This is a genomic window from Massilia sp. CFBP9012 (genome assembly GCF_034045115.1).
Classification (GTDB): Bacteria; Pseudomonadota; Gammaproteobacteria; order Burkholderiales; family Burkholderiaceae_D; genus Telluria.
The window spans coordinates 82,616-102,073 of sequence record NZ_JAXCWM010000004.1; the positions used below are offsets into that span (position 1 = coordinate 82,616).

A 19,458-nucleotide genomic window follows, 5' to 3' on the forward strand; every position below is an offset into this window, starting at 1 on the left:
GTTAGAATAAGGGCACACAAGAGCGGGCAAGGCAGTCAATACGCACCCGCCGCAGGGGTTTCCATGTAAGGGCTCAGTAAGCGAGCCCCCCTATGGTATCTGGCATAACCTACTACATTAATATGGAGACTAGTATGGCCGAGAACGAGACCACTCAAGAGCAAACCCAGGGCCTGCAGGAGCACCGCGTGTTCCAGCCACCGAAGGAGTTTGCCGACAACGCCACCATCAGCGGCATGGCCGCCTACGAAAAACTGTGCGCCGAAGCCGCCAGCGACTATGAGGGCTTCTGGGCCCGCCTGGCGCGCGAGAACCTCGACTGGCACAAGCCGTTCACCTCGACCCTCGACGAATCGAATGCGCCGTTCTATCAATGGTTCGCCGACGGCCAGCTGAACGCCTCGTACAACTGCCTCGACCGCAACCTGGAAAACGGCAATGCCGACAAGACCGCCATCATCTTCGAGGCGGACGACGGCGCGGTGACCAAGGTCACCTACCGCGAGCTGCACGAACGCGTCTGCAAATTCGCCAACGGGCTCAAATCGCGCGGCATCAAGAAGGGCGACCGCGTCGTCATCTATATGTCGATGTCGGTCGAAGGCGTGACCGCGATGCAGGCCTGCGCCCGCATCGGCGCCACCCACTCGGTGGTGTTCGGCGGCTTCTCCGCCAAGTCGCTGCAGGAACGCATCATCGACGCCGGCGCCGTGGCCGTCATCACGGCCGACGAACAGCAGCGCGGCGGCAAATCGCTGCCGCTCAAGGCCATCGTCGACGAGGCACTGAGCCTGGGCGGCTGCGACACCGTCAAGGACGTCATCGTCTACAAGCGCACCGGCGGCAACATCAATTTCAAGGAAGGCCGCGACCTGTGGCTGCATGAGCTGGTGCAAGACCAGTCGGCCGAGTGCGCGCCTGAATGGGTCGATGCGGAACATCCGCTGTTCATCCTCTATACGTCCGGCTCGACCGGCACCCCGAAAGGCGTGCAGCACTCGACCGGCGGCTACCTGCTGTGGGCCGCGCTGACGATGAAATGGACCTTCGACCTGAAACCCGAAGACGTCTACTGGTGCACCGCCGACATCGGCTGGATCACCGGCCACACCTATATCGCCTACGGCCCGCTGGCCGTCGGCGGCACCCAAGTCGTGTTCGAGGGCGTGCCGACCTTCCCGAACGCCGGCCGCTTCTGGCAGACCGTCGAGAAGCACAAGGTCAGCATCTTCTACACGGCCCCGACCGCGATCCGTTCGCTGATCAAGGCGTCCGACCTGGATGAGAAGGTGCATCCGAAGAACTCCGACCTGTCCAGTCTGCGCCTGCTCGGCTCGGTCGGCGAGCCGATCAATCCGGAAGCCTGGATGTGGTACTACCGCAATGTGGGCCAGGAGCGCTGCCCGATCGTCGACACCTTCTGGCAGACCGAGACCGGCGGACACATGATCACCCCGCTGCCGGGAGCGACGCCGATGGTGCCGGGTTCGTGCACGCTGCCGCTGCCGGGCATCATGGCCGCCATCGTGGACGAAGCCGGCGCCGACGTGCCGAACGGGCAGGGCGGCATCCTGGTGGTCAAGCGTCCATGGCCGTCGATGATCCGCACGATCTGGAACAACCCGGACCGCTTCCGCACCAGCTACTTCCCGGAAGAACTGGGCGGCAAGTACTACCTGGCCGGCGACGGCGCGATCCGCAACAAGGACACCGCCAACTTCACCATCACCGGCCGCATCGACGATGTGCTGAACGTGTCGGGCCACCGCATGGGCACGATGGAAATCGAATCGGCGCTGGTGGCCAATCCGATCGTGGCCGAAGCGGCAGTGGTGGGTCGTCCGGACGAGACCACCGGCGAATCGATCTGCGCCTTCGTCGTGCTCAAGCAGGCACGTCCCACCGGCGAGGAAGCGAAAAAACTGGCCAACGAGCTGCGCGCCTGGGTGGGCAAGGAGATCGGTCCGATCGCCAAGCCGAAAGAGATCCGCTTCGGCGACAACCTGCCGAAGACCCGCTCCGGCAAGATCATGCGTCGCCTGCTGCGCGTGCTGGCCAAGGGCGAGAACATCACGCAGGACGTCTCGACGCTCGAGAATCCGGCCATTCTGGAGCAGTTGAAGGAATCGGCTTGAGCTACAATCACTGAGCAACCTGCCTGCGGCAGCCCACAAGGCTGACGTAAGGCTTGCCCGCCTACTCGGGAGAGGGGCGGGCATTTTTTTTGTGCTGACGGGGAAGGTTAGTGGCCGCACTGGCAACGCACTGCCATTGTAGGGTGGACGGCTTCGCCGTCCACGCGTTCAGCAAGGTATCCTCCTTGCGGTCCTTGTACTGCTGGGAATACTTGCTATAATAGGCGGCTTCGTGGGGTTCCCACGTCGACCCATCAGGAGAGATGGATGAGTGGTTTAAGTCGCACGCCTGGAAAGCGTGTGTAGGTTCATAGCCTACCGGGGGTTCGAATCCCCCTCTCTCCGCCAGGAATACAAGAAGAAGGCCACCCCTCGGGTGGCCTTCTTTTTTTTACCTATATCCACAAGCATATATTGCGTTAAAGAAATTGTCACCGACTGACTTTAAGAGTTGTCAATTTGTATTTGAACAGCCCCGACCGTGTTAATGTATAAAGCATAAGACCACCTCCCTAAACATATTTCATCCTGGCGATGCTCCATTGAAACATGTGAGCCGCTAGGCCCATAGAGACATGAATCTATTCCCGAGAAAATCGCGCCTCACGATCGGTGATAATTCATTTGCCGCCCCCCACTTGCCGATTGCCGCAGCGAACCAGTCGACTAAATTACTGCTCGTGGACGACGAGCCTCGCATGCTCGCGTCGCTACGGGAGCTGCTCCACCAGCGCCATTTCGACATCGATACGGCAAGCTCCGGCGCCGGCGCATTGGCATGCCTGTCCGACACCCGCTATGACCTGGTCCTGCTGGACCTGCACCTGGAAGACATGGACGGCCACCACGTCATGGACTTCATCAACCACCATTGCATCGAAACCGATGTCATCGTCATCAGCGGAAACGTCCAGATCGACGCCGCGATCGGCGCAATGCGGCGCGGCGCACATGATTTTCTGCGCAAGCCATTCAGCCAACAGGATCTGTTCAAGACCATCGACCACGTTCTGACCCAGCGCCGTCTCAGGCAAAGCAACCGCGACATCGCCTATCAGCTCGAGCTGTCCGAGCGCACCTACCGCTACCTGGTCGACACCTCGCCGGATCTCATCTACATGGTCGAGCCCGAGGGACGATTCACCTTCGTCAACGACCGGGCCTGCCAAATGCTGGGCTACGATCGCCGTGAACTGATTGGCCAGCATTATTCTGTGCTCGTGCACCAGGAAGACTTCGCCCGGGCGCGCTATGCATTCAATGAGCGGCGCTCCGGCGATCGGGCGTCGCGCGACGTCGAACTACGCATGACATGCCGGTCCAATCCGCCCCATTCGGAAAACCTCGATAATGGAACGATCACCGTGTCGCTCAACGCGGTCGGCATGCACATGGACCATGCGCAGCCGGGCGGATCGAAATACATGGGCACCTACGGGATCGCCCGCGATATCACGGCGCGCAAGCAGGCGGAAGCCATCATCCTTCACCAGGCCTACCACGACGTCCTGACCAATCTCCCGAACCGCCTGTTATTCAGGGATCGCCTCGGACAGGCGATCATCCAGTCCAGGCGCAACCAGACCGAACTGGCTGCGATGTTCATCGATCTCGATCGGTTCAAGCTGGTCAACGACACGCTGGGTCACGACAAGGGGGATGAATTGTTGCGGCAGGTGACGGCGCGGCTGAAAGGGTGCCTGCGCAAGGGCGACACGCTTGCGCGCCAGGGTGGAGACGAATTCACCGTGGTCCTTCCCGACCTGCATATCCGTGACGACGCGCGCGTGGTCGCCGACAAGTTCCTGGAATGCCTCAATCTGCCATTCGACCTCGGTGGGAACGAGGTGACGATTTCGGCCTCGATCGGCATCGCAGTGTTTCCCCACGACGGCGAAACGTTCGATGAATTGATGCGCCGCGCGGACGTCGCCATGTACCACATCAAGGTGCAGGGGAAGAATGGCCAGGCGTTTTATATCGATACGATGGAGCAGGGGGCCTGATCAGCACTCATCCGGGACCCATGCAACCAGGTCGGTCACGCCGATGTCCACGTTCGACTGCGATAACAGTGTACTGACCTGGCCGCGATGATGCGTCTGATGATTAAAGAAATGCAGCAGCAGGCTACCGAATTTTTTTCGGAATGCGCCACGCGAATTCTTGTACGAGACGGGCTGCGCCAGGTCGTCGTCCGATAATTCCGCCGCCAGCGCGTCGATAATCGCATCGAGCCGCGCGCGATGCGCTTGCAGCACCGCGAGATCGTTGCTGTAGACATGCGTCAGTCCGCCGGGCGTCGCGATACCCCGCATTGGCTCGAGCGCGCGGAAGGTGTTCGGATGCCTCTGGTAGCGCTGCAGCCAGATGGTGTCTCCGGCCACGATGTGATTCAGGGTGCCGAGAATCGAGCCGAAGAAGGCTCCCCGGTCGGCGCTCAGTGCGTCCGCCGGCAAGGTCGCTGCGGCGGCATACACCGTGGTATTCATCGAGGCGTTGTACGACGCTAATAGAACGATGTCTTCCCGTGTGGGCATGCTTCTTGGTGTCCTCTTATTGGCAGGGGTAAAAGCGGCTCTCGACCAGGCGCCCTGGCAGACGAAAGCTTCGATGCCGCTCCAGCGCCAGCATGTCCCACCCTGCGGGAATTGCGAAACAAAACCTCGATTGTGCTTGGGCATAGCTGCGGGATAGTGACTAACTGTTGTTTTTTTGCAGCCGCGCTATTCGTCCAATGAGCTGTGCAATTCGTCTTCCTTAACAGCCTGACATGCGCCCCTGCGATGTAGATGTCACCTTTTGCAGTACGGGACTTTCCCATGATCGTGCCCACAGCCTGTATCTCCAGGCTTCCCGGCAGAACACAGCGGTCTCATGAACTCTTGCAGATTAGAAATTGTAAAAGTATTACCTTAGGGCAAGCATTCTTGTGAATTGAATATTGAATTTCAACGAACGCGAATCTGATAAAATATTTTCAGTGCAATAATTCTTGATCGTTATCAATCTTATACGCACCCAGCATATCGGCATGGCGGGCTAATTCGTCCCGTCAGCCACCGTCCGGCCCAGAAAACGCCGGCGCTTACTCACCGCCATTCATCACTTTCTGGAGTCCGCACATGCGCATCAAACCATTCCTGCTGGCCCTGCTGGCCGTCTCGGCACTGAGCACCAATGCCGCCCATGCGAACTTCATCAAGAACGGCAATTTCGAAGAGACCACCAACGGCGGCAACAAGCAGCTCGCCGGTGGCACGTCCACGACACGCGCCGATCGTACTACCCTGACACACTGGGAAAGCGGCTATGGCAGGGACGGTCGCTACAACTTCGTCCTGAATGGCGATATTGCCAACACCGACAAGTCCGCGATCTGGTTGAAAGACAAATACCGCACGACTGGCCTGAGCAATGGTTACTCCGCCTCTCCAACCGGCGGCAATTTCTTCGCCTCGGACTGGATGTATTTCCCTGGCCCGCTCAAGCAACAGGTCAACGGCCTGACGATCGGTGACAGCTATACGCTGACCTTCGATTTCGCGCTGGCCCAGCAGGTCATCGAGCGTGGCCCGAACAACAACAATTATTGGGAAGTCGATTTCGGCGGCGCCAAGCAGAATTCCGACTTGCTGAGCATCGTGGACAGCGGTTTCAGCGGCTGGAAGACCGCCAGCATGACCTTCACGGCAACCAGCGCCAGCCAATGGCTGAGCTTCCTGGTCCACGGCAGCGGCGCCGGCGCGCCGCCGTTCATGCTGCTCGATAACGTCGCCCTGAATGCCGAAGTGCCAGAGCCGGCAACCCTGGGCATGCTGCTGGGCGGCCTTGGCATGATCGGCTTCACGGCCCGCCGCCGCAGCCGTAGCGGCGGCCAGGCCTGATAAGCCACTCCACCGGCTGCAGCCTACTGCGGCCGGGCGCCGCCGGTCCGGCGGCAACCTCCGCATCGCGACACCGTTCCCACCATCGCCGCATCCGCCATGAACGTCACCTTCGCCGAATTCGCCATGACCGCACTGCGGCTGGGCATCTGGCTCATGCTGCTGACGGCGCTGTTCGTGCCGCTCGAACGCTGGTTCGGCGTGCGCCACGAGCAGCCCAATCCTGAACTGCGCCACAATCTCGCTTATTACTTCATCAGCAGCCTGGTGCCGGTCCTGGTGCTGACGGTGCCGATGGCGCTGCTGGCCTCCGCCGCCCATTACCTGGTGCCGGCCGCGCTCAAGACTGCCGTCGCCGAGCTGCCGCAGGCGCTGCGCATCGGCCTGGCCTTCGTGATCGCCGAGACGGGGTTCTACTGGGGGCACCGCCTCAGCCACGAGATTCCCTGGCTGTGGCGCTTCCACGCGCTGCATCACAGCACCGAACGCATGCACTTCCTGGCCAATACCCGCAGCCACCCGGTCGATATGGTGATCACCCGGCTGTTCGGCCTGGTGCCCCTGTACGCCATCGGCCTGGCCAGCCCCGGCATGGCCGGCAGCGGCACGCCGGCGCTGCTGATCGCGCTCGGTATCGTGTGGGGCTTCTTCATCCACGCCAACCTGCGCTGGCGCTTCGGGCCACTGGAATGGCTGGTGACGACGCCGGCCTTCCACCACTGGCACCACAGCCGCCACGACCACATCAACCGCAACTACGCGTCGACCTTGCCATTCCTGGACCGCCTGTTCGGCAGCCACTACCTGCCGAAGCACTGGCCGGCCGAGGTCGGGACCGACACGCCGTGCCCGCCCACGCTGAGCGGTCAGCTGCTCGAGCCGATGCTACCGGTACGCAAGGCGGCGCCGGTCACCGACTGAGATCTAGGCCGGCCGCTTGCCCGCGCGTTCCGCTGCCAGCTTGACCAGCAGCGCCAGGGTGGCCACCACCCCGGCCACTGCCACGATCCCGAAGATGCCCTCGATCCCGAAGCGCAGCCGCGCCAGCTCCGCCACCAGGAAGGAGCCGGCGATCCCGCCCAGCCGCCCGATGCCCATCATCCAGGCCACGCCGGTGGCGCGGCCGCGCGTGGGGTAAAAGGCCGCCGCCAGCGCCGGCAACGATGCCTGCGCGGTGTTCATCGCCAGCCCGGCCCCGAGCACCACCGCCATCAACAGCGCCAGGTCATGGGCGCTCTGGCCGATGGCGAAGATGCTGGCTGCCGTGAGCGCGAAGCAGGCCGCGATGATGGCGTTGGCGTTGTAGCGGTCCATCAGCCAGCCGGCCAGCACCGCGCCCACGCCGCCCAGCGGGAACAGGGCCGAGACCAGGGTCGCGTCCTTGGCCGACAGGCCGGCGTCGCGCAGCAGCAGCGGCATCCAGTTGATCAGCGCGTAGAAGATCACCAGTCCCATGAAGTAGGTCAGCCACAGCATCAGGGTGCCCACCAGGTAGGGCCGCGACAGGATCACCTTCACGCCGCCACCGGCGTCGGTCACGGGCGCGGCCTCGCGCGTCACGAAGGCACGGGCTGCGTCGGCGCTTGGCGAGATGTGGCGCAGGATGGCGCGGATGCGTTCGTGGCCGGCGCCGCGCGCGACCAGGAAGCGCACCGATTCCGGCAGCAGCAGGATGATCAGCAGGCCCGCCAGCAGCGGCGCCAGGCCGCCCAGCAGCAGCACGCTGCGCCAGCCCCACAGCGGGATCATCGAGGCCGCGAGAAAGCCGCCCAGGGCGGCGCCGAGCGGGAAGCCGCAGAACATCGCATTGGTGAGCAGGGCGCGCTTGCGGTCGGGGCAGAATTCGCTCATCAGGGTCACCGCGTTCGGCATCGCCGCGCCCAGTCCCAGGCCGGTGACGAAGCGCAGGATGGCCAGTTCGGTCAGGCCGCTCGCGAACGACGACCAGGCGCAGGCGGCGCCGAACAGCAGCACTGACGACGCCAGCACCAGCTTGCGGCCGACCCGGTCCGACAGCGGCCCGGCCGCCATGGCGCCGGCGGCCAGGCCGAACAGGGCGGCGCTGAGCACCGGCGCCAGGGCGGGGCGCGTCACGCCCCAGTCCTGCACCAGCGAAGGCGCGATGAAGCCGATCGCCGCGGTGTCGAAGCCGTCCAGCAGCACGATCAAGAAGCACAGGCCGAAGATCAGCCATTGGTAAGAAGAGAAGCGGTGTTCGTTCAGGAAGTCCTGGACGTTGACGGCGCCGTCGGCGCGGTCGTGCTGCTGCATGGTGGGTCTCCGTTATTGTTATCCACGATCGCCTGCGTGCCGGCTGGCCGGACTCTACACCGAATCGGTCGCCATGGCGATGATTCCCCGTGGTGCGCTAGACTGTCCGCACACCACCTGCAGCACTTGCCGTGAAAGGGCGTCGCCATGGAACACCAGCCGGATAATCCGGACCAGCAGCCAGGCCCGCTCGCGGGCGTCACGGTGCTCGATCTCACCACCATGCTGGCCGGTCCCTATGCGACCCTGCTGCTGGCGGGGCTGGGGGCGCGGGTCATCAAGATCGAAAACCCCAACAGTCCCGACCCGGCGCGCGGCAACTCGCTGTTCCTGGGCCGCGACGGCGTCAAGGCCACGCCAGAACACGACGACGACCTGTCAATCGCCATCCTCGACCGCGGCCGCAACAAAGAGGCCGTTACCCTCAACCTGAAGCATCCCGACGCGCGCGCCATCTTCATGGACCTGGTGCGCCGCGCCGACGTGGTGGTGGAGAACTTCAGCCCTGGCGTGACCGGCCGCCTGGGCATCGATTACGCGAGCTGCCGCGAAGTGAACCCGAAGATCGTCTACACCTCGATCAGCGGCTTCGGTCCGGATGCCGATCCGACCCGGAACAAGGCGGTGGACATCGTGATCCAGGCCATGAGCGGCCTGATGATGGCGTCCGGCGCCGAAGGCGAAGCGCCGGTGCGGGTCGGCATTCCCATCGGCGACCAGGCCGCGCCGCTGTTCGCCACCATCGGCACCCTGGCCGCCGTGCTGCGCGCACGCGAGACAGGGCAGGGCCAGCAGGTCGACGTCTCGCTGCTGGGGGCCATGAGCGCGCTGGTGGCGGCCGAGCCTTTCGAGATGGAGCGCCGGCTGGGGCACGCCACCCGCTCCGGCAATGTGCTGGCGCGCCTGGCGCCGTCCGGCGTGTTCCCGACGGCCGACGGCCATATCGCGATCAGCGCGCCGAAGGATGCCTTCGCCGCCGGGCTGTTTCGCGCCATGGGCCGCCCGGAGCTTATCGAGGACGCGCGTTTCAGCAGCCGCGCGGCGCGGGTGAGCAACCACGCCGTGCTGCACGAGATGGTAGGCGCGTGGACCAGCACCATGGACGCCGGCACGGCGGCTGCCTTGCTGAGCGACTGTGGGGTGCCCAACGGCCCGGTGCGCGATCCGGCCGACGCGATGCGCGCCCCCGGCCTGCTGGCGCGCGGCGAGACCGCCAGGCTCGAACACCCGGTGTACGGGGCGGTGGAAGACGTCGTGGCCGGCGGCCTGCCGATCCGCATGTCCGATGCGTTCACTGGCTTCGACAAGCCGGCCGTCATGCTCGGCGCCAGCAACGGCGATGTCTACCGCGGCCTGCTCGGCTACAGTCAGGAACAGCTCGAGCGCCTTGCGCGCGACGGCGTGATCTGAAGCGTCCGTCGCGCCTCATGTCGATGGGCTAACATTGCCGGGTTCACCATATCGATGAAAGGACCCCGATGCGACTCCCGACCCTGTTGACTGCGCTGGCCAGCGCCCTGTCTTTACTTGTCGGCGCCAGCGCCATGGCGCAGCCGGCCTCACAGACTACCGTCCTGCAGGGCGCCCGCATCATCGACGGCCAGGGCGGGGCTCCGATCGAGAACGGCAGCATCGTGATCCGCGACGGCCGCATCGAGGCGGTGCAGCCGGGTGGTGCAAAGGCGCCGGCCGGCGCGAAAGTCGTCGACCTGCGCGGCAAGACCGTGATGCCGGCCCTGATCGCCGGCCACGCCCACCTGGGCATCACCAACGGCGCCAAGTCCGGCGCGGGCGAGATCAACGAAGCCAACGTCACGCGCCAGCTGCAAAAGTATGCGCGCTACGGCGTCGGCACGGTGGCGGTGTTCGGCACCGACCACGACTTCATCTACAAGATGCGCGCCGACCAGCGCGCCGGCAAGCTGGCGCTGCCCACCATCGTCACCGCCGGCCACGGCTTCGGCGTCCCGCACGGCGCGCCGCCGATCGCCATGGGCATGGACCAGGTCTACCGCCCGACCACGATCGAAGCGGTGCGCAAGGACTTCGAGAAGCTGGCCGCGCAGAAGCCCGACCTGGTCAAGATCTGGGTCGACGACTTCGGTGACAGCAAGACCAAAAAGATGGACCCGGCCCTGTACCGTAAGGTCATCGAGCAGGCGCACAAGCGCGGCCTGAAGGTGGTGGCCCACGTCTACTACCTGGAAGACGCCAAGCGCCTGGCGCGCGACGGCGTCGACCTGTTCGGCCACAGCGTGCGCGACAAGCCGGTCGACGCCGAACTGATCGCCCTGATGAAAGAGAAGAACATCGCCTACATCCCGACCCTGCAGCTCGACGAGGCATTCTTCGTGTATGCCGACAAGCCGGACTGGATGCGCACGGCCTTCTTCAGGGATGCGCTCGACCCGGGCGTGGGCGAATGGCTGGCCAGCCCGGCCTACAAGGTCAAGCAGATCAGCAAGCAAGACCTGGCCAATGCGAAAGCGAATGCGCTGGCGCTGCACAAGGCCGGCATCAAGGTCGGCATGGGCACCGACTCGGGCGCGACGATCCCGCGCATCCAGGGCTTTGCCGAGCACCGCGAACTCGAACTCCTGACCCAGGCCGGCCTCTCCCCGATGCAGGCGCTGCAGGCCGCGACCTCCGGCAACGCCGCCATCCTGGGCATCGACAGGGAGCGTGGCACGCTTGCCGCCGGCAAGCAGGCCGACATCCTGGTGCTCGACGCCAATCCGCTGGACGACATCCGCAACACCCGCAAGATCAATGCGTTGTGGCTGCGCGGCGTGCCGGCGGCGGGCGCCGGCGAACAGGCGGCAGGGCGCTGAGCCGATGTTGTCGGAACGGCGTCGTTTTTCGGCGCCGCTCCATCGCCAATCTCGGTCGATGGCTGCACGATCGCGTACAATTCCCCTTCCTTAACTACAAAACTCTACAATGGAATGGCTAATGGACCCAAATATTTGGGTCGGCTTGCTCACCCTTGTCGTGCTTGAGATCGTCCTCGGCATCGACAATCTGATCTTCATCGCCATCCTGGCGGACAAACTTCCCCCGCATCAGCGCGACAAGGCACGACTCCTCGGCTTGTCCCTCGCCATGATCATGCGCCTTGGCCTCCTCACGATGATCTCGTGGCTGGTCACACTCACCGCACCCCTGTTTTCCATCGCCACCCTGTCGTTCTCGGGCCGCGACCTGATCCTGCTGATCGGCGGTATCTTCCTGCTCGCCAAAGCGACCATCGAACTGCACGAACGCGTCGAAGGCAAATCGCACGTCCAGAGCGGCAAGCGTGAATACGCGAGCTTCGCCGCCGTGGTGGCGCAGATCATCGTGCTCGACGCCGTGTTCTCGCTCGACGCCGTGATCACCGCCGTCGGCATGGTTGAACAGCTGGGCGTCATGATGGCCGCCGTGATCATCTCGATGGGCGTGATGCTGTTCGCCTCGAAGCCGTTGACGCGCTTCGTCAATGCGCATCCGACCGTCGTCGTGCTGTGCCTGTCGTTCCTGTTGATGATCGGCCTCTCCCTGATCGCCGAAGGCCTGGGCTTCCATATTCCGAAGGGCTACCTGTACGCCGCGATCGGCTTCTCGGTGGTGATCGAGTTCTTCAACCAGCTGGCGCGCCGCAACTTCATCAAGCAAGAGGCGCACATCCCGCTGCGCGACCGCACCGCCGACGCCGTGCTGCGCCTGCTGGGCAGCAAGCGTGGCGCTGACCACCACGACGAACCGGAAGCCGAGGCGAAAGCCGCCGAGGAACCGGCGTTCGAGGCCGAAGAGCGCAATATGGTCAGCGGCGTGTTGAGCCTGTCGCAGCGCTCGGTGCGCTCGATCATGACCAACCGCTCGGACATCTCGTGGATCAATATCGAGAATGACGCCGACAGCATCCGCGCCCAGCTGCTGGCCACCCCGCACGGCTTCTTCCCGGTGTGCCGCGGCCAGCTCGACGAAGTGATCGGCGTGGCGCGCGCCAAGGACCTGATCGCCGACCTGACTCTGCACGGCGCGATCGACGCGGCCCATATCCGCACGCCGATCATCATGCCCGATGGCAGTGGCGTATTGAAGGTGATGGATCGCCTCAAGCGCTCGCACGGCCAACTGGTGATCATCGCCGACGAATACGGCACCCTGCAGGGCCTGGTGACGCCGATCGACATCCTGGAAGCGATCGCCGGCGAGTTCCCCGACGAGGACGAGCAGCCGGTGGTGCATGCGCTGGCGCCGGGCCGCTGGCGCGTCGACGGCAGCGCCGACCTGCACTACCTCGAGCAGGTGCTCGAGGTGGACGCCCTGGTGGGCGACACCGACGACTACACCTCGCTGGCCGGCCTGATGCTGGAACGCTTCGGTACCCTGCCGAAGGTGGGAGACGCGGTCGAGATCGAAGGCTTCCGGTTCGAGGTGGCGCAGGTGCTGGAGCGCCGCATCGCGACCGTGATCGTGACCCGGATCGAAGACGGGTACGACCAGCCGCCCGAAAAGAGCTGAACGAACGGTAATATCGTAGGGTGGACGGATTTTCCGTCCACGCGTTCAACCTGACTGGAGGCTGACATGAAACAGCTGGAACGCGGCGAGCGCCTGCCCCTGGCGCAATCGGCTCCCGACGGCGTCCTGCAGGCCGGCCTGTCGGCCCAGGGCCTGGCGCTGGACTTCGCCTGCTTCGCGCTCGACGCCGGCGGCAAGCTGTCCGACGAGCGCTACATGACCTTCTTCAACCAAGCGGCGACGCCTTGTGGCGCCGTCGCCGTCGACGCGGGGGGCTTCCGCTTCCGGCTCGCCAGCCTGCCGGCCTGGGTCGAACGGCTCAGCATCGTGGCCAGCACCGACGGCGGCGCGCTCATGTCGCAACTGCAGGCGGGTAGCCTGCGCCTCGCCGGTCCGCAGGGCGAATTCGCGCGCTTCGACTTCAGCGGCCGTGATTTCGCCAACGAGAAGGCGGTCATGCTGGGCGAGTTGTATCGCAAGGATGGCGGCTGGCGCTTCATGGCCGTCGGCCAGGGCTTCAACGGCGGGCTGGATGCGCTGGTGCGGCATTTCGGCGGCGCGGTCGCCGATGCGCCACCTTCGCCGCCGGCCCCTGTCACACCGCGCGCCGCTGCGGTCGACCTGGAAAAGCGCGTCGCGCAAGCTGCGCCGCAGCTAGTCAACCTGGTCAAGTCGGCGGCGGTGTCGCTGGAAAAGGCCGGTCTGGGGCAACACCGGGCCAAGGTCTGCCTGGTGCTGGACATCTCCGGGTCGATGAGCACCTTGTACCGCAAGGGCCTGGTGCAGCAGTTCGCCGAGCGCATCCTGGCGCTGGGCTGCCGCTTCGACGATGACGGCGAGATCGACGTCTTCCTGTTCGGCCGCAACGTGCACCGGGGCGCCCCGATGGGTCTCTCGAACTGGTCGAACTACATTATGCGCATCATCGACAAGCATCCGCTCGAGGGCGATACCCGCTACGGCGCCGCGCTAGAGGCGGTGCGCCGGCATTACTTCCCGGACGGCGGGGGCGGCGAGCGCAAGGCCGCGGTCAAGGCCGAGGTGCCGGTGTACGTGATGTTCGTGACCGATGGCTCGACCTCGGACAAGCCGCTGACCGAGCGCCAGCTGCGCTGGGCCAGCCACGAACCGATCTTCTGGCAGTTCATGGGCATTGGCAAGGGCCGCAAGTCGAAAGCCAAGGCCCTGGCCAACTTTGCCGACTCGGACTTTCCCTTCCTGGAAAAGCTGGACGAACTCGATGGCCGCCTGATCGACAACGCCGACTTCTTCTCGGTGGCCTCGCCCGACGAGCATTCCGACGGCGCGCTGTACGACCTCCTGATGAACGAATACCCGCAGTGGGTAAGTCAAGCGCGCCAGCGTGGCCTGATCGCTTGATGGTCGAGGCAAAGAAGGGTAAATACAGGGTAAATACCGTTCTTCTCATCGATTTGAACCCGTCCGGGACACGTTAATCTCTCTGCAATATCAGGACGTCCAAGCCCTGATCAACACAACAACAGGGAGAATGCCGTGTTCGAAGGATTCATCCAGCTCAGCCCCATGGGCGTCGCGCTGACCATGGCCGGGTCGTACATCATGACCGTCTTCGCCAGCGAGCTGTATCTGCACCGCTCGCGCAGCCACCGCGCCGTCACCTTCCATCCGGTCCTGTGCCAGCTGTTTCGCATGTGGATCTGGCTGACCACCTATGGCGTCACCGCCAAGGCCTGGGTCGCGGTGCACCGCAAGCACCACGCCAAGTGCGATACCGAGGAAGATCCGCACAGCCCGCGCATCCACGGCCTGTGGACCATCCTGGGCAAGGGCACCCTCCTGTACCGCAAGGCGGCGCGCGACGCCGACCTGGTGAAAACCTATGGGGTCGGCATCAAGGAAGACTGGATGGACGAGCACCTGTATACCAGGCACCGCTTCCGTGGCGCGTTGTTGTTCCTGGCGGTGGAATTACTCGTATTCGGTCCGGCGCACGGCGTCCTGATCTGGCTGTTCCAGCTGTCGATCCTGCCGTTCTGGGCGTCGGGCTTCATCAACGGCATCTTCCACGTGGTCGGCTACCGCAATTTCGAGACCAAGGAAGATTCGCGCAACTTCTTCCCGATCGGGATCATCTTCGGCGGCGCCGAGCTGCACAACAACCACCACGCCAACCCGGCGTCGGCCAAGCTGTCGATGAAGTGGTGGGAATTCGACTCGGGCTACCTGGTGCTGCGCGTGCTGGCCTTCCTGCGCCTGGCGAAGATCAACCACGTCGACCACCTGCCGGCCGGCGACGAGCCGCGCATGCGCCGCCACGCGGCGGGCGCCGCCGGCCAGTAGGCGCCATGCTCATCTAGCCGGTCAGCTCCCCGCGAGGCGCGCCCACGATTGTTGCGGGGCGCCCCTCGCGCAGTTTACGTCCCAGCCGGCGCCAGCCGATCACCACGCCCGTCACGCTGAGCAGGGTCCCGCCCAGGCTCAGCGCGATCAGCACCAGGTCCCACAGCGGACGACGCTCGAGCAGCGGCAGCCAATCCCAGGAATGCAGCATCGCGAACAGCCAGCGGCTGGTGCGCTTGCCGCTGTCCAGGCGGCCGAGCACCGCGCCGGTGTGCGGGTCGAGGTGGAGCCAGGTGGCATGCGGATCGTCGAACACGATGCGCAGGATCGGCAGCGGTTTCATGCCGCCGCCCGTCATCGTGTGCGCATCGCGCGCATAGTAATAGAGGTCGTAGTCGCGCAACTGCTCGACCCGCGCCACAGGCGCCGGCAGCAGGCGGGATGCGGCGTCAACCAGCGCCGCCGCATCGAGGACGGCCGCGCGCCCGTCGTGGCTGCCCATTACCTGTGGCGCGCCGGCGGCGGCCTGGGCCAGCACCCGGTTCTCTCCCAGCACCCGCGTCCAGCGCAGCTCGCGCACGTTGCCGTTCGACGCCGCCAGCAGCGCCTGCGGCGTGGCGTCGTCGTTCGTCAGCACCAGCGGTCCGCCCTGCAGCGCCTCCATGCGCAGCGGCGGTGCGCCGGTGTCGAAGATGCGCCACGGGTTCATCGACATCAGGCCGCTGAAGATCCAGGTGATTGTCACCAGCGCGAACAGCAGGCCGGTGATGTGATGCCAGCGCATCATGGCTTGCGGATAGGGCGTGCGCGCGCCGCTGCGATAGGGCTTGCGGAAGCGCCAGCGCATGATGCCGACTACGGTTCCGGTGAGCGCCATCGCGATGCCCAGGATGGACAGCCAGTTGACGATGTCGGTCCAGTAGGGCTCGAAGGCATTGCCGCGGAAGGGATACAGCCAGTGGATCCAGGCGCCCGCATAATTCCACAGCTGCTCGCTGCGGGTCGCGTCGCGCACCACTTCGCCGCTGCGGCTCGAAATGTAGAGCAGGGTGCGTTCGGCGTCGCCCAGTTCCACCTTGTGCAGCGGACGATGCGGATCGAGCGCGCGCGAGTGGGTGAACGCGTCCTCGTCGATCGTGCCGAGGTAATCGCGTTTCACGCCCGGCGCGGCAAAGGCGGCGGCAGTGGCCATGGCATGCGCCTCGTCCACCGGCCCCAGGCGCTGTCCGCTCGCCGCATCGATCACGACCGCGCCGCTGCCCCTGGGCGGCGGCTTGCGGCCGGCCGGGACCTCGCCGCGCGCCGGCGTCGCCACATACACCGGACGCCCACCGCTGGACGCTGCCAGGCGCAGCTCGTCCAGCGGGCCGGCGATGCCGGCCGTTGCCAGCGCGCGGGCCGGGGCCAGCAGGCGCGCGTCCACTTGCAGCCGCGGCAGGTGCGCCAGGCGCTCTTCCTCGGTCAGCTTGGGATAGCCGACATACATCATGACGATGCCCGAGACGAACCACATCGCGAACAGCAGGCAGATGCCGATGCCGAGCCAGCGGTGGACCAGGAACAGCCAGCGTTTCAATCGTGATCCCATCGCGCGCTCCCGTCAGAAGGCCATGCGCAGCGACACATCGGCCGTGCGCGGCGCGCCGAGATACGCCATCGTGCTGCTGACATTGGCCGCATACAGGCGGTCGGTGAGGTTGCGCACGCGCGCGTCCAGCACCAGCCTGCGGTCGATCCGCCAGGAGAGGCCCAGGTCGACGAAGGTATAGGACGGCCAGTACAGGGTGTTGGCCGCATCGGCGTACACCTTGCCGACCCGGCGCGCACCGAGGTGGGCCTGCACGGATGGGGTGAGGGCGTACGAGGCCCAGACATTGGACACCGTCTTCGGCGTATTGATCGGCGTCTTCCCGGCCAGCGAGACGCCGCCCTGGTTGTAGTGCTCGTACTCGGCATCGGCATAGGTGAAGTTGCCCTGCACCGCCAGGCGTTTCGTCGGCTGCAGGCCCAGCGCCAGCTCGACGCCCTGCGAGGACTGTTCGCCGACCAGGATCGTCAGGTTGCTGTTGACCGGATCCGGGGTCGCGATGTTCTTGCGCGTGATGTGATAGGCGGCCAGCGTCGCCGTTCCCTTGCCCTGCCAGAAATCGAGTTTCGTGCCGACTTCGGCCTGGCGGCCGGTGGTCAGGTCGCTGTTGTTGATCACGTCGGCGAACGAGGCGGTGGACAGCGTTCCCGACGGCGGGTCGGCGGCCGTCGCATATTGAGCGTAGAGGTTCATGCCGGGCGTGACGTCCCACACGAGGCCCAGGCGTCCGGTGGTCGGGTGGTAGTCGCGCGCGAAGCGGGCCGGCGCCGTATTGCTCACCGCGCGCCGGTTGACCAGGTCGAGTTCGATGCGCTCGTGGCGCAGCGCGGTGACCAGGTTCAGGGTCGGCAGCAGCGCGGTGCGGTTCTCGAGGTACAGCGCCGTGGTCTTGACCTCGTTGTCGCGGTCGGGGCGGAACCCCGGCGTCATGTTCGGCACGTCGAAGAAGCGCTCGGTGACGACATCGTAGGGATCGACGCTGCTGACCGTGGCCGACTGGCTGTTCGGAAAGCGGGTCTGGCGGTTGACGCTGAAGTCCAGCCCGAACGCCCAGTCGCTGCGGCGTTCACCGATGCGGCCGCGGTAGACGCCGTCGATGCGGTCGCCCACCAGGGTCTGGTCGTGGCGCTGGAGCAGGGCGGCCGAGCGGATGACCTGCGTGTTCGATGGATTGAAGCGGTAGTTCTCGACGTTGCGGTAGTCGCGCAGCGCGTCGTAGACATAGAAGGTGTTGGTCAGCTGCAGGGCGTCGCTGACCTTCCAGGCGCCGATCGAGCGCAGCCACTGCACGCGCTGGTCGTAGACGCCATCGCTGCTGTTGTAGTTCTTGAAGCGGGTGGCCTCGTTGACGCGCAGTTCGCCTTTGATCGGATTCAACAGCGGCGTGCCCCAATAAGGGCGGTCGACGTCTTCCTGCTGGAATTCATAGGCCAGCGTATGCGTGAAGCCGCGCCCGAAATCGGAGCGCAGGGACGCTGCCAGCTGGGTCGCGCGGCGGTCGACGCCGTCGACCCAGCTGCCGCTGTCGCGGTGGTTGACGTCGATGCGCGCGTAATGGCCTTCGCCCACGCGGCGGTTCAGGCCGACCGAGGCTTCCTTCAGCTCGTCGGAACCCAGGCGCAGCCGGCCTTCGGCGAACTCGCGCGTCTCGGCCAGCTTGGTGATGACGTTGATCGTGCCGCCGACCGCGCCGGAACCGAACAGGAAGCTCGATGGCCCGCCAATGGCCTCGACGCGGTCGACGATCCAGCTGTCGACCGGCCGCGCGGCGATGGAATACTGCACGTTGATGCCGTTGAACAGCTGGCTGACCGAGCCGCTGCCGAAGCCGCGGTAGCTGACGCCGATATTGCCGGGGGCATCGTGGGCGGTGACGCCGGGGATGGCGCGCAGGATCTCTTGCGTGTCCTGGGCGCCGCGCACCTCGATCAGGGCGCGGTCGACCACGGTGATGCTGGCCGGCGTCTCGCGCGGGCTCAGGCCCAGGCGGCTGCCGGTGGTGCTTGGGGTGTCGAGCTTGAGCAGGCCGTTGGCGCGCGGGGCCTCGGCGGTGACTTCGACGGTAGGTATGTGCTCGAACTGCTTATCGAACCGGTCTTCGGCCTGGGCCTGCAAGGCGGCCAGGGCGCAGCCGATGGCGAGCGCCATCCTGCGGATGTGTAAGTGTGTCTTCATTGCGTATCCTGTTCACGCAAGGCCGCACCTTCGCGGCGTCGCGCATGGTCTGCCGGCGACGCATCGCATGCGTCGCCGGACATCGTCGTATTAGGGGCGAATCAGGAAAGCGAAGACGGCGGCCCGCGCGACTGCGAGGGCGTCCAGGCGTGCTGCGCGCGGGGCGCGCGGTAGAACAGGGGAGGGTAGGGATCGCGCTCGCGGTCGAGGGCAAGCACAGGCACGCTCTGCATTGGCGGGGCCAGTTGCGGGAGCTGATGCGAGCAGCACAGCTCGCAGTGCGACATGTCCGGCACGGCCGGCGCGTCGGTTTGCGCCGCATCGTCGATCACCATCACATGGCGGGCGCCGCTGGCGCTGCAGATCTCGGTGATCCAGGCCGCTGCCGGCTGCTGGGTGGCGTGGGCCACCGCATGCGAGATGGCAGGCACGAACAGGCCGAACAGGAACGCCAGGAGGACGGTCCAGCCATACAGCGTTCGGGTTGTTCGGAGCCTGTGCATGTGAAAATTATAGTCCTGCTGACGCGGCGGTGCGCACGGGTGGGCAATTTGTCCTGCTCGACCAATCCTGT

14 protein-coding genes and 1 tRNA gene are annotated in these 19,458 nt (G+C 65.1%); 10 read left to right on the forward strand and 5 right to left on the reverse strand.

The window, feature by feature from the left end:
• Positions 1–134: 134 nt before the first annotated feature.
• From acs to SOM61_RS07510, 3 genes are all read left to right on the forward strand, one after another.
• Entirely contained in the window at positions 135–2,135 is a 2,001-nt protein-coding gene (gene acs / locus SOM61_RS07500) for an acetate--CoA ligase (protein ID WP_320473496.1), read from the forward strand.
• A 257-nt stretch (positions 2,136–2,392) separates the two neighbouring features.
• Positions 2,393–2,483: transfer RNA gene (locus SOM61_RS07505), tRNA-Ser, on the forward strand.
• Positions 2,484–2,710: 227 nt separating this feature from the next.
• Complete coding sequence (locus SOM61_RS07510) at positions 2,711–4,141, forward strand: diguanylate cyclase domain-containing protein (protein WP_320473497.1); 1,431 nt, start codon at positions 2,711–2,713, stop codon at positions 4,139–4,141.
• On the opposite strand, the gene SOM61_RS07515 is transcribed toward SOM61_RS07510, so the two are convergent.
• Complete coding sequence (locus SOM61_RS07515) at positions 4,142–4,675, reverse strand: DinB family protein (protein WP_320473498.1); 534 nt, start codon at positions 4,673–4,675, stop codon at positions 4,142–4,144. It lies immediately after the preceding gene.
• Between the two features lie 585 nt (positions 4,676–5,260).
• On the opposite strand from SOM61_RS07515, the gene SOM61_RS07520 reads away from it, so the two are divergent.
• Positions 5,261–6,022: a PEP-CTERM sorting domain-containing protein gene (locus SOM61_RS07520; protein WP_320473499.1), complete on the forward strand. Its 762-nt coding sequence runs from the start codon at positions 5,261–5,263 to the stop codon at positions 6,020–6,022.
• Between the two features lie 99 nt (positions 6,023–6,121).
• Positions 6,122–6,943, forward strand: coding sequence for a sterol desaturase family protein (locus SOM61_RS07525; RefSeq protein ID WP_320473500.1), 822 nt, complete (start codon positions 6,122–6,124; stop codon positions 6,941–6,943).
• Between the two features lie 3 nt (positions 6,944–6,946).
• Here SOM61_RS07525 and SOM61_RS07530 read toward each other — a convergent pair whose 3' ends face one another.
• The gene (locus SOM61_RS07530; protein ID WP_320473501.1) at positions 6,947–8,293 is read right to left on the reverse strand and encodes an MFS transporter; all 1,347 of its coding nucleotides are present in this window, start codon (positions 8,291–8,293) and stop codon (positions 6,947–6,949) included.
• 147 nt (positions 8,294–8,440) lie between these two features.
• On the opposite strand from SOM61_RS07530, the gene SOM61_RS07535 reads away from it, so the two are divergent.
• From SOM61_RS07535 to SOM61_RS07555, 5 genes are all read left to right on the forward strand, one after another.
• A complete protein-coding gene (locus tag SOM61_RS07535; protein ID WP_320473502.1) occupies positions 8,441–9,703 on the forward strand; it encodes a CaiB/BaiF CoA transferase family protein in 1,263 nt (420 codons plus the stop codon).
• Between the two features lie 68 nt (positions 9,704–9,771).
• A complete protein-coding gene (locus SOM61_RS07540) occupies positions 9,772–11,124 on the forward strand; it encodes an amidohydrolase family protein (protein ID WP_320473503.1) in 1,353 nt (450 codons plus the stop codon).
• A 109-nt stretch (positions 11,125–11,233) separates the two neighbouring features.
• Entirely contained in the window at positions 11,234–12,799 is a 1,566-nt protein-coding gene (locus SOM61_RS07545; RefSeq protein ID WP_320473504.1) for a TerC family protein, read from the forward strand.
• A gap of 66 nt (positions 12,800–12,865) precedes the next feature.
• Positions 12,866–14,179, forward strand: coding sequence for a VWA domain-containing protein (locus SOM61_RS07550; protein WP_320473505.1), 1,314 nt, complete (start codon positions 12,866–12,868; stop codon positions 14,177–14,179).
• A 135-nt stretch (positions 14,180–14,314) separates the two neighbouring features.
• Positions 14,315–15,121: a fatty acid desaturase gene (locus SOM61_RS07555; RefSeq protein ID WP_320473506.1), complete on the forward strand. Its 807-nt coding sequence runs from the start codon at positions 14,315–14,317 to the stop codon at positions 15,119–15,121.
• 13 nt (positions 15,122–15,134) lie between these two features.
• Here the strand turns inward: SOM61_RS07555 and SOM61_RS07560 are convergent, their stop codons facing one another.
• The 3 genes from SOM61_RS07560 to SOM61_RS07570 form a co-directional block, all read right to left on the reverse strand.
• A complete protein-coding gene (locus SOM61_RS07560) occupies positions 15,135–16,709 on the reverse strand; it encodes a PepSY domain-containing protein (protein WP_320473507.1) in 1,575 nt (524 codons plus the stop codon).
• A gap of 12 nt (positions 16,710–16,721) precedes the next feature.
• Positions 16,722–18,884 (reverse strand): TonB-dependent receptor, encoded by a 2,163-nt coding sequence (locus SOM61_RS07565; protein WP_320473508.1) that lies wholly within the window; start codon positions 18,882–18,884, stop codon positions 16,722–16,724.
• A gap of 101 nt (positions 18,885–18,985) precedes the next feature.
• Complete coding sequence (locus SOM61_RS07570) at positions 18,986–19,387, reverse strand: DUF2946 domain-containing protein (protein ID WP_320473509.1); 402 nt, start codon at positions 19,385–19,387, stop codon at positions 18,986–18,988.
• Between the last annotated feature and the right edge of the window lie 71 nt (positions 19,388–19,458).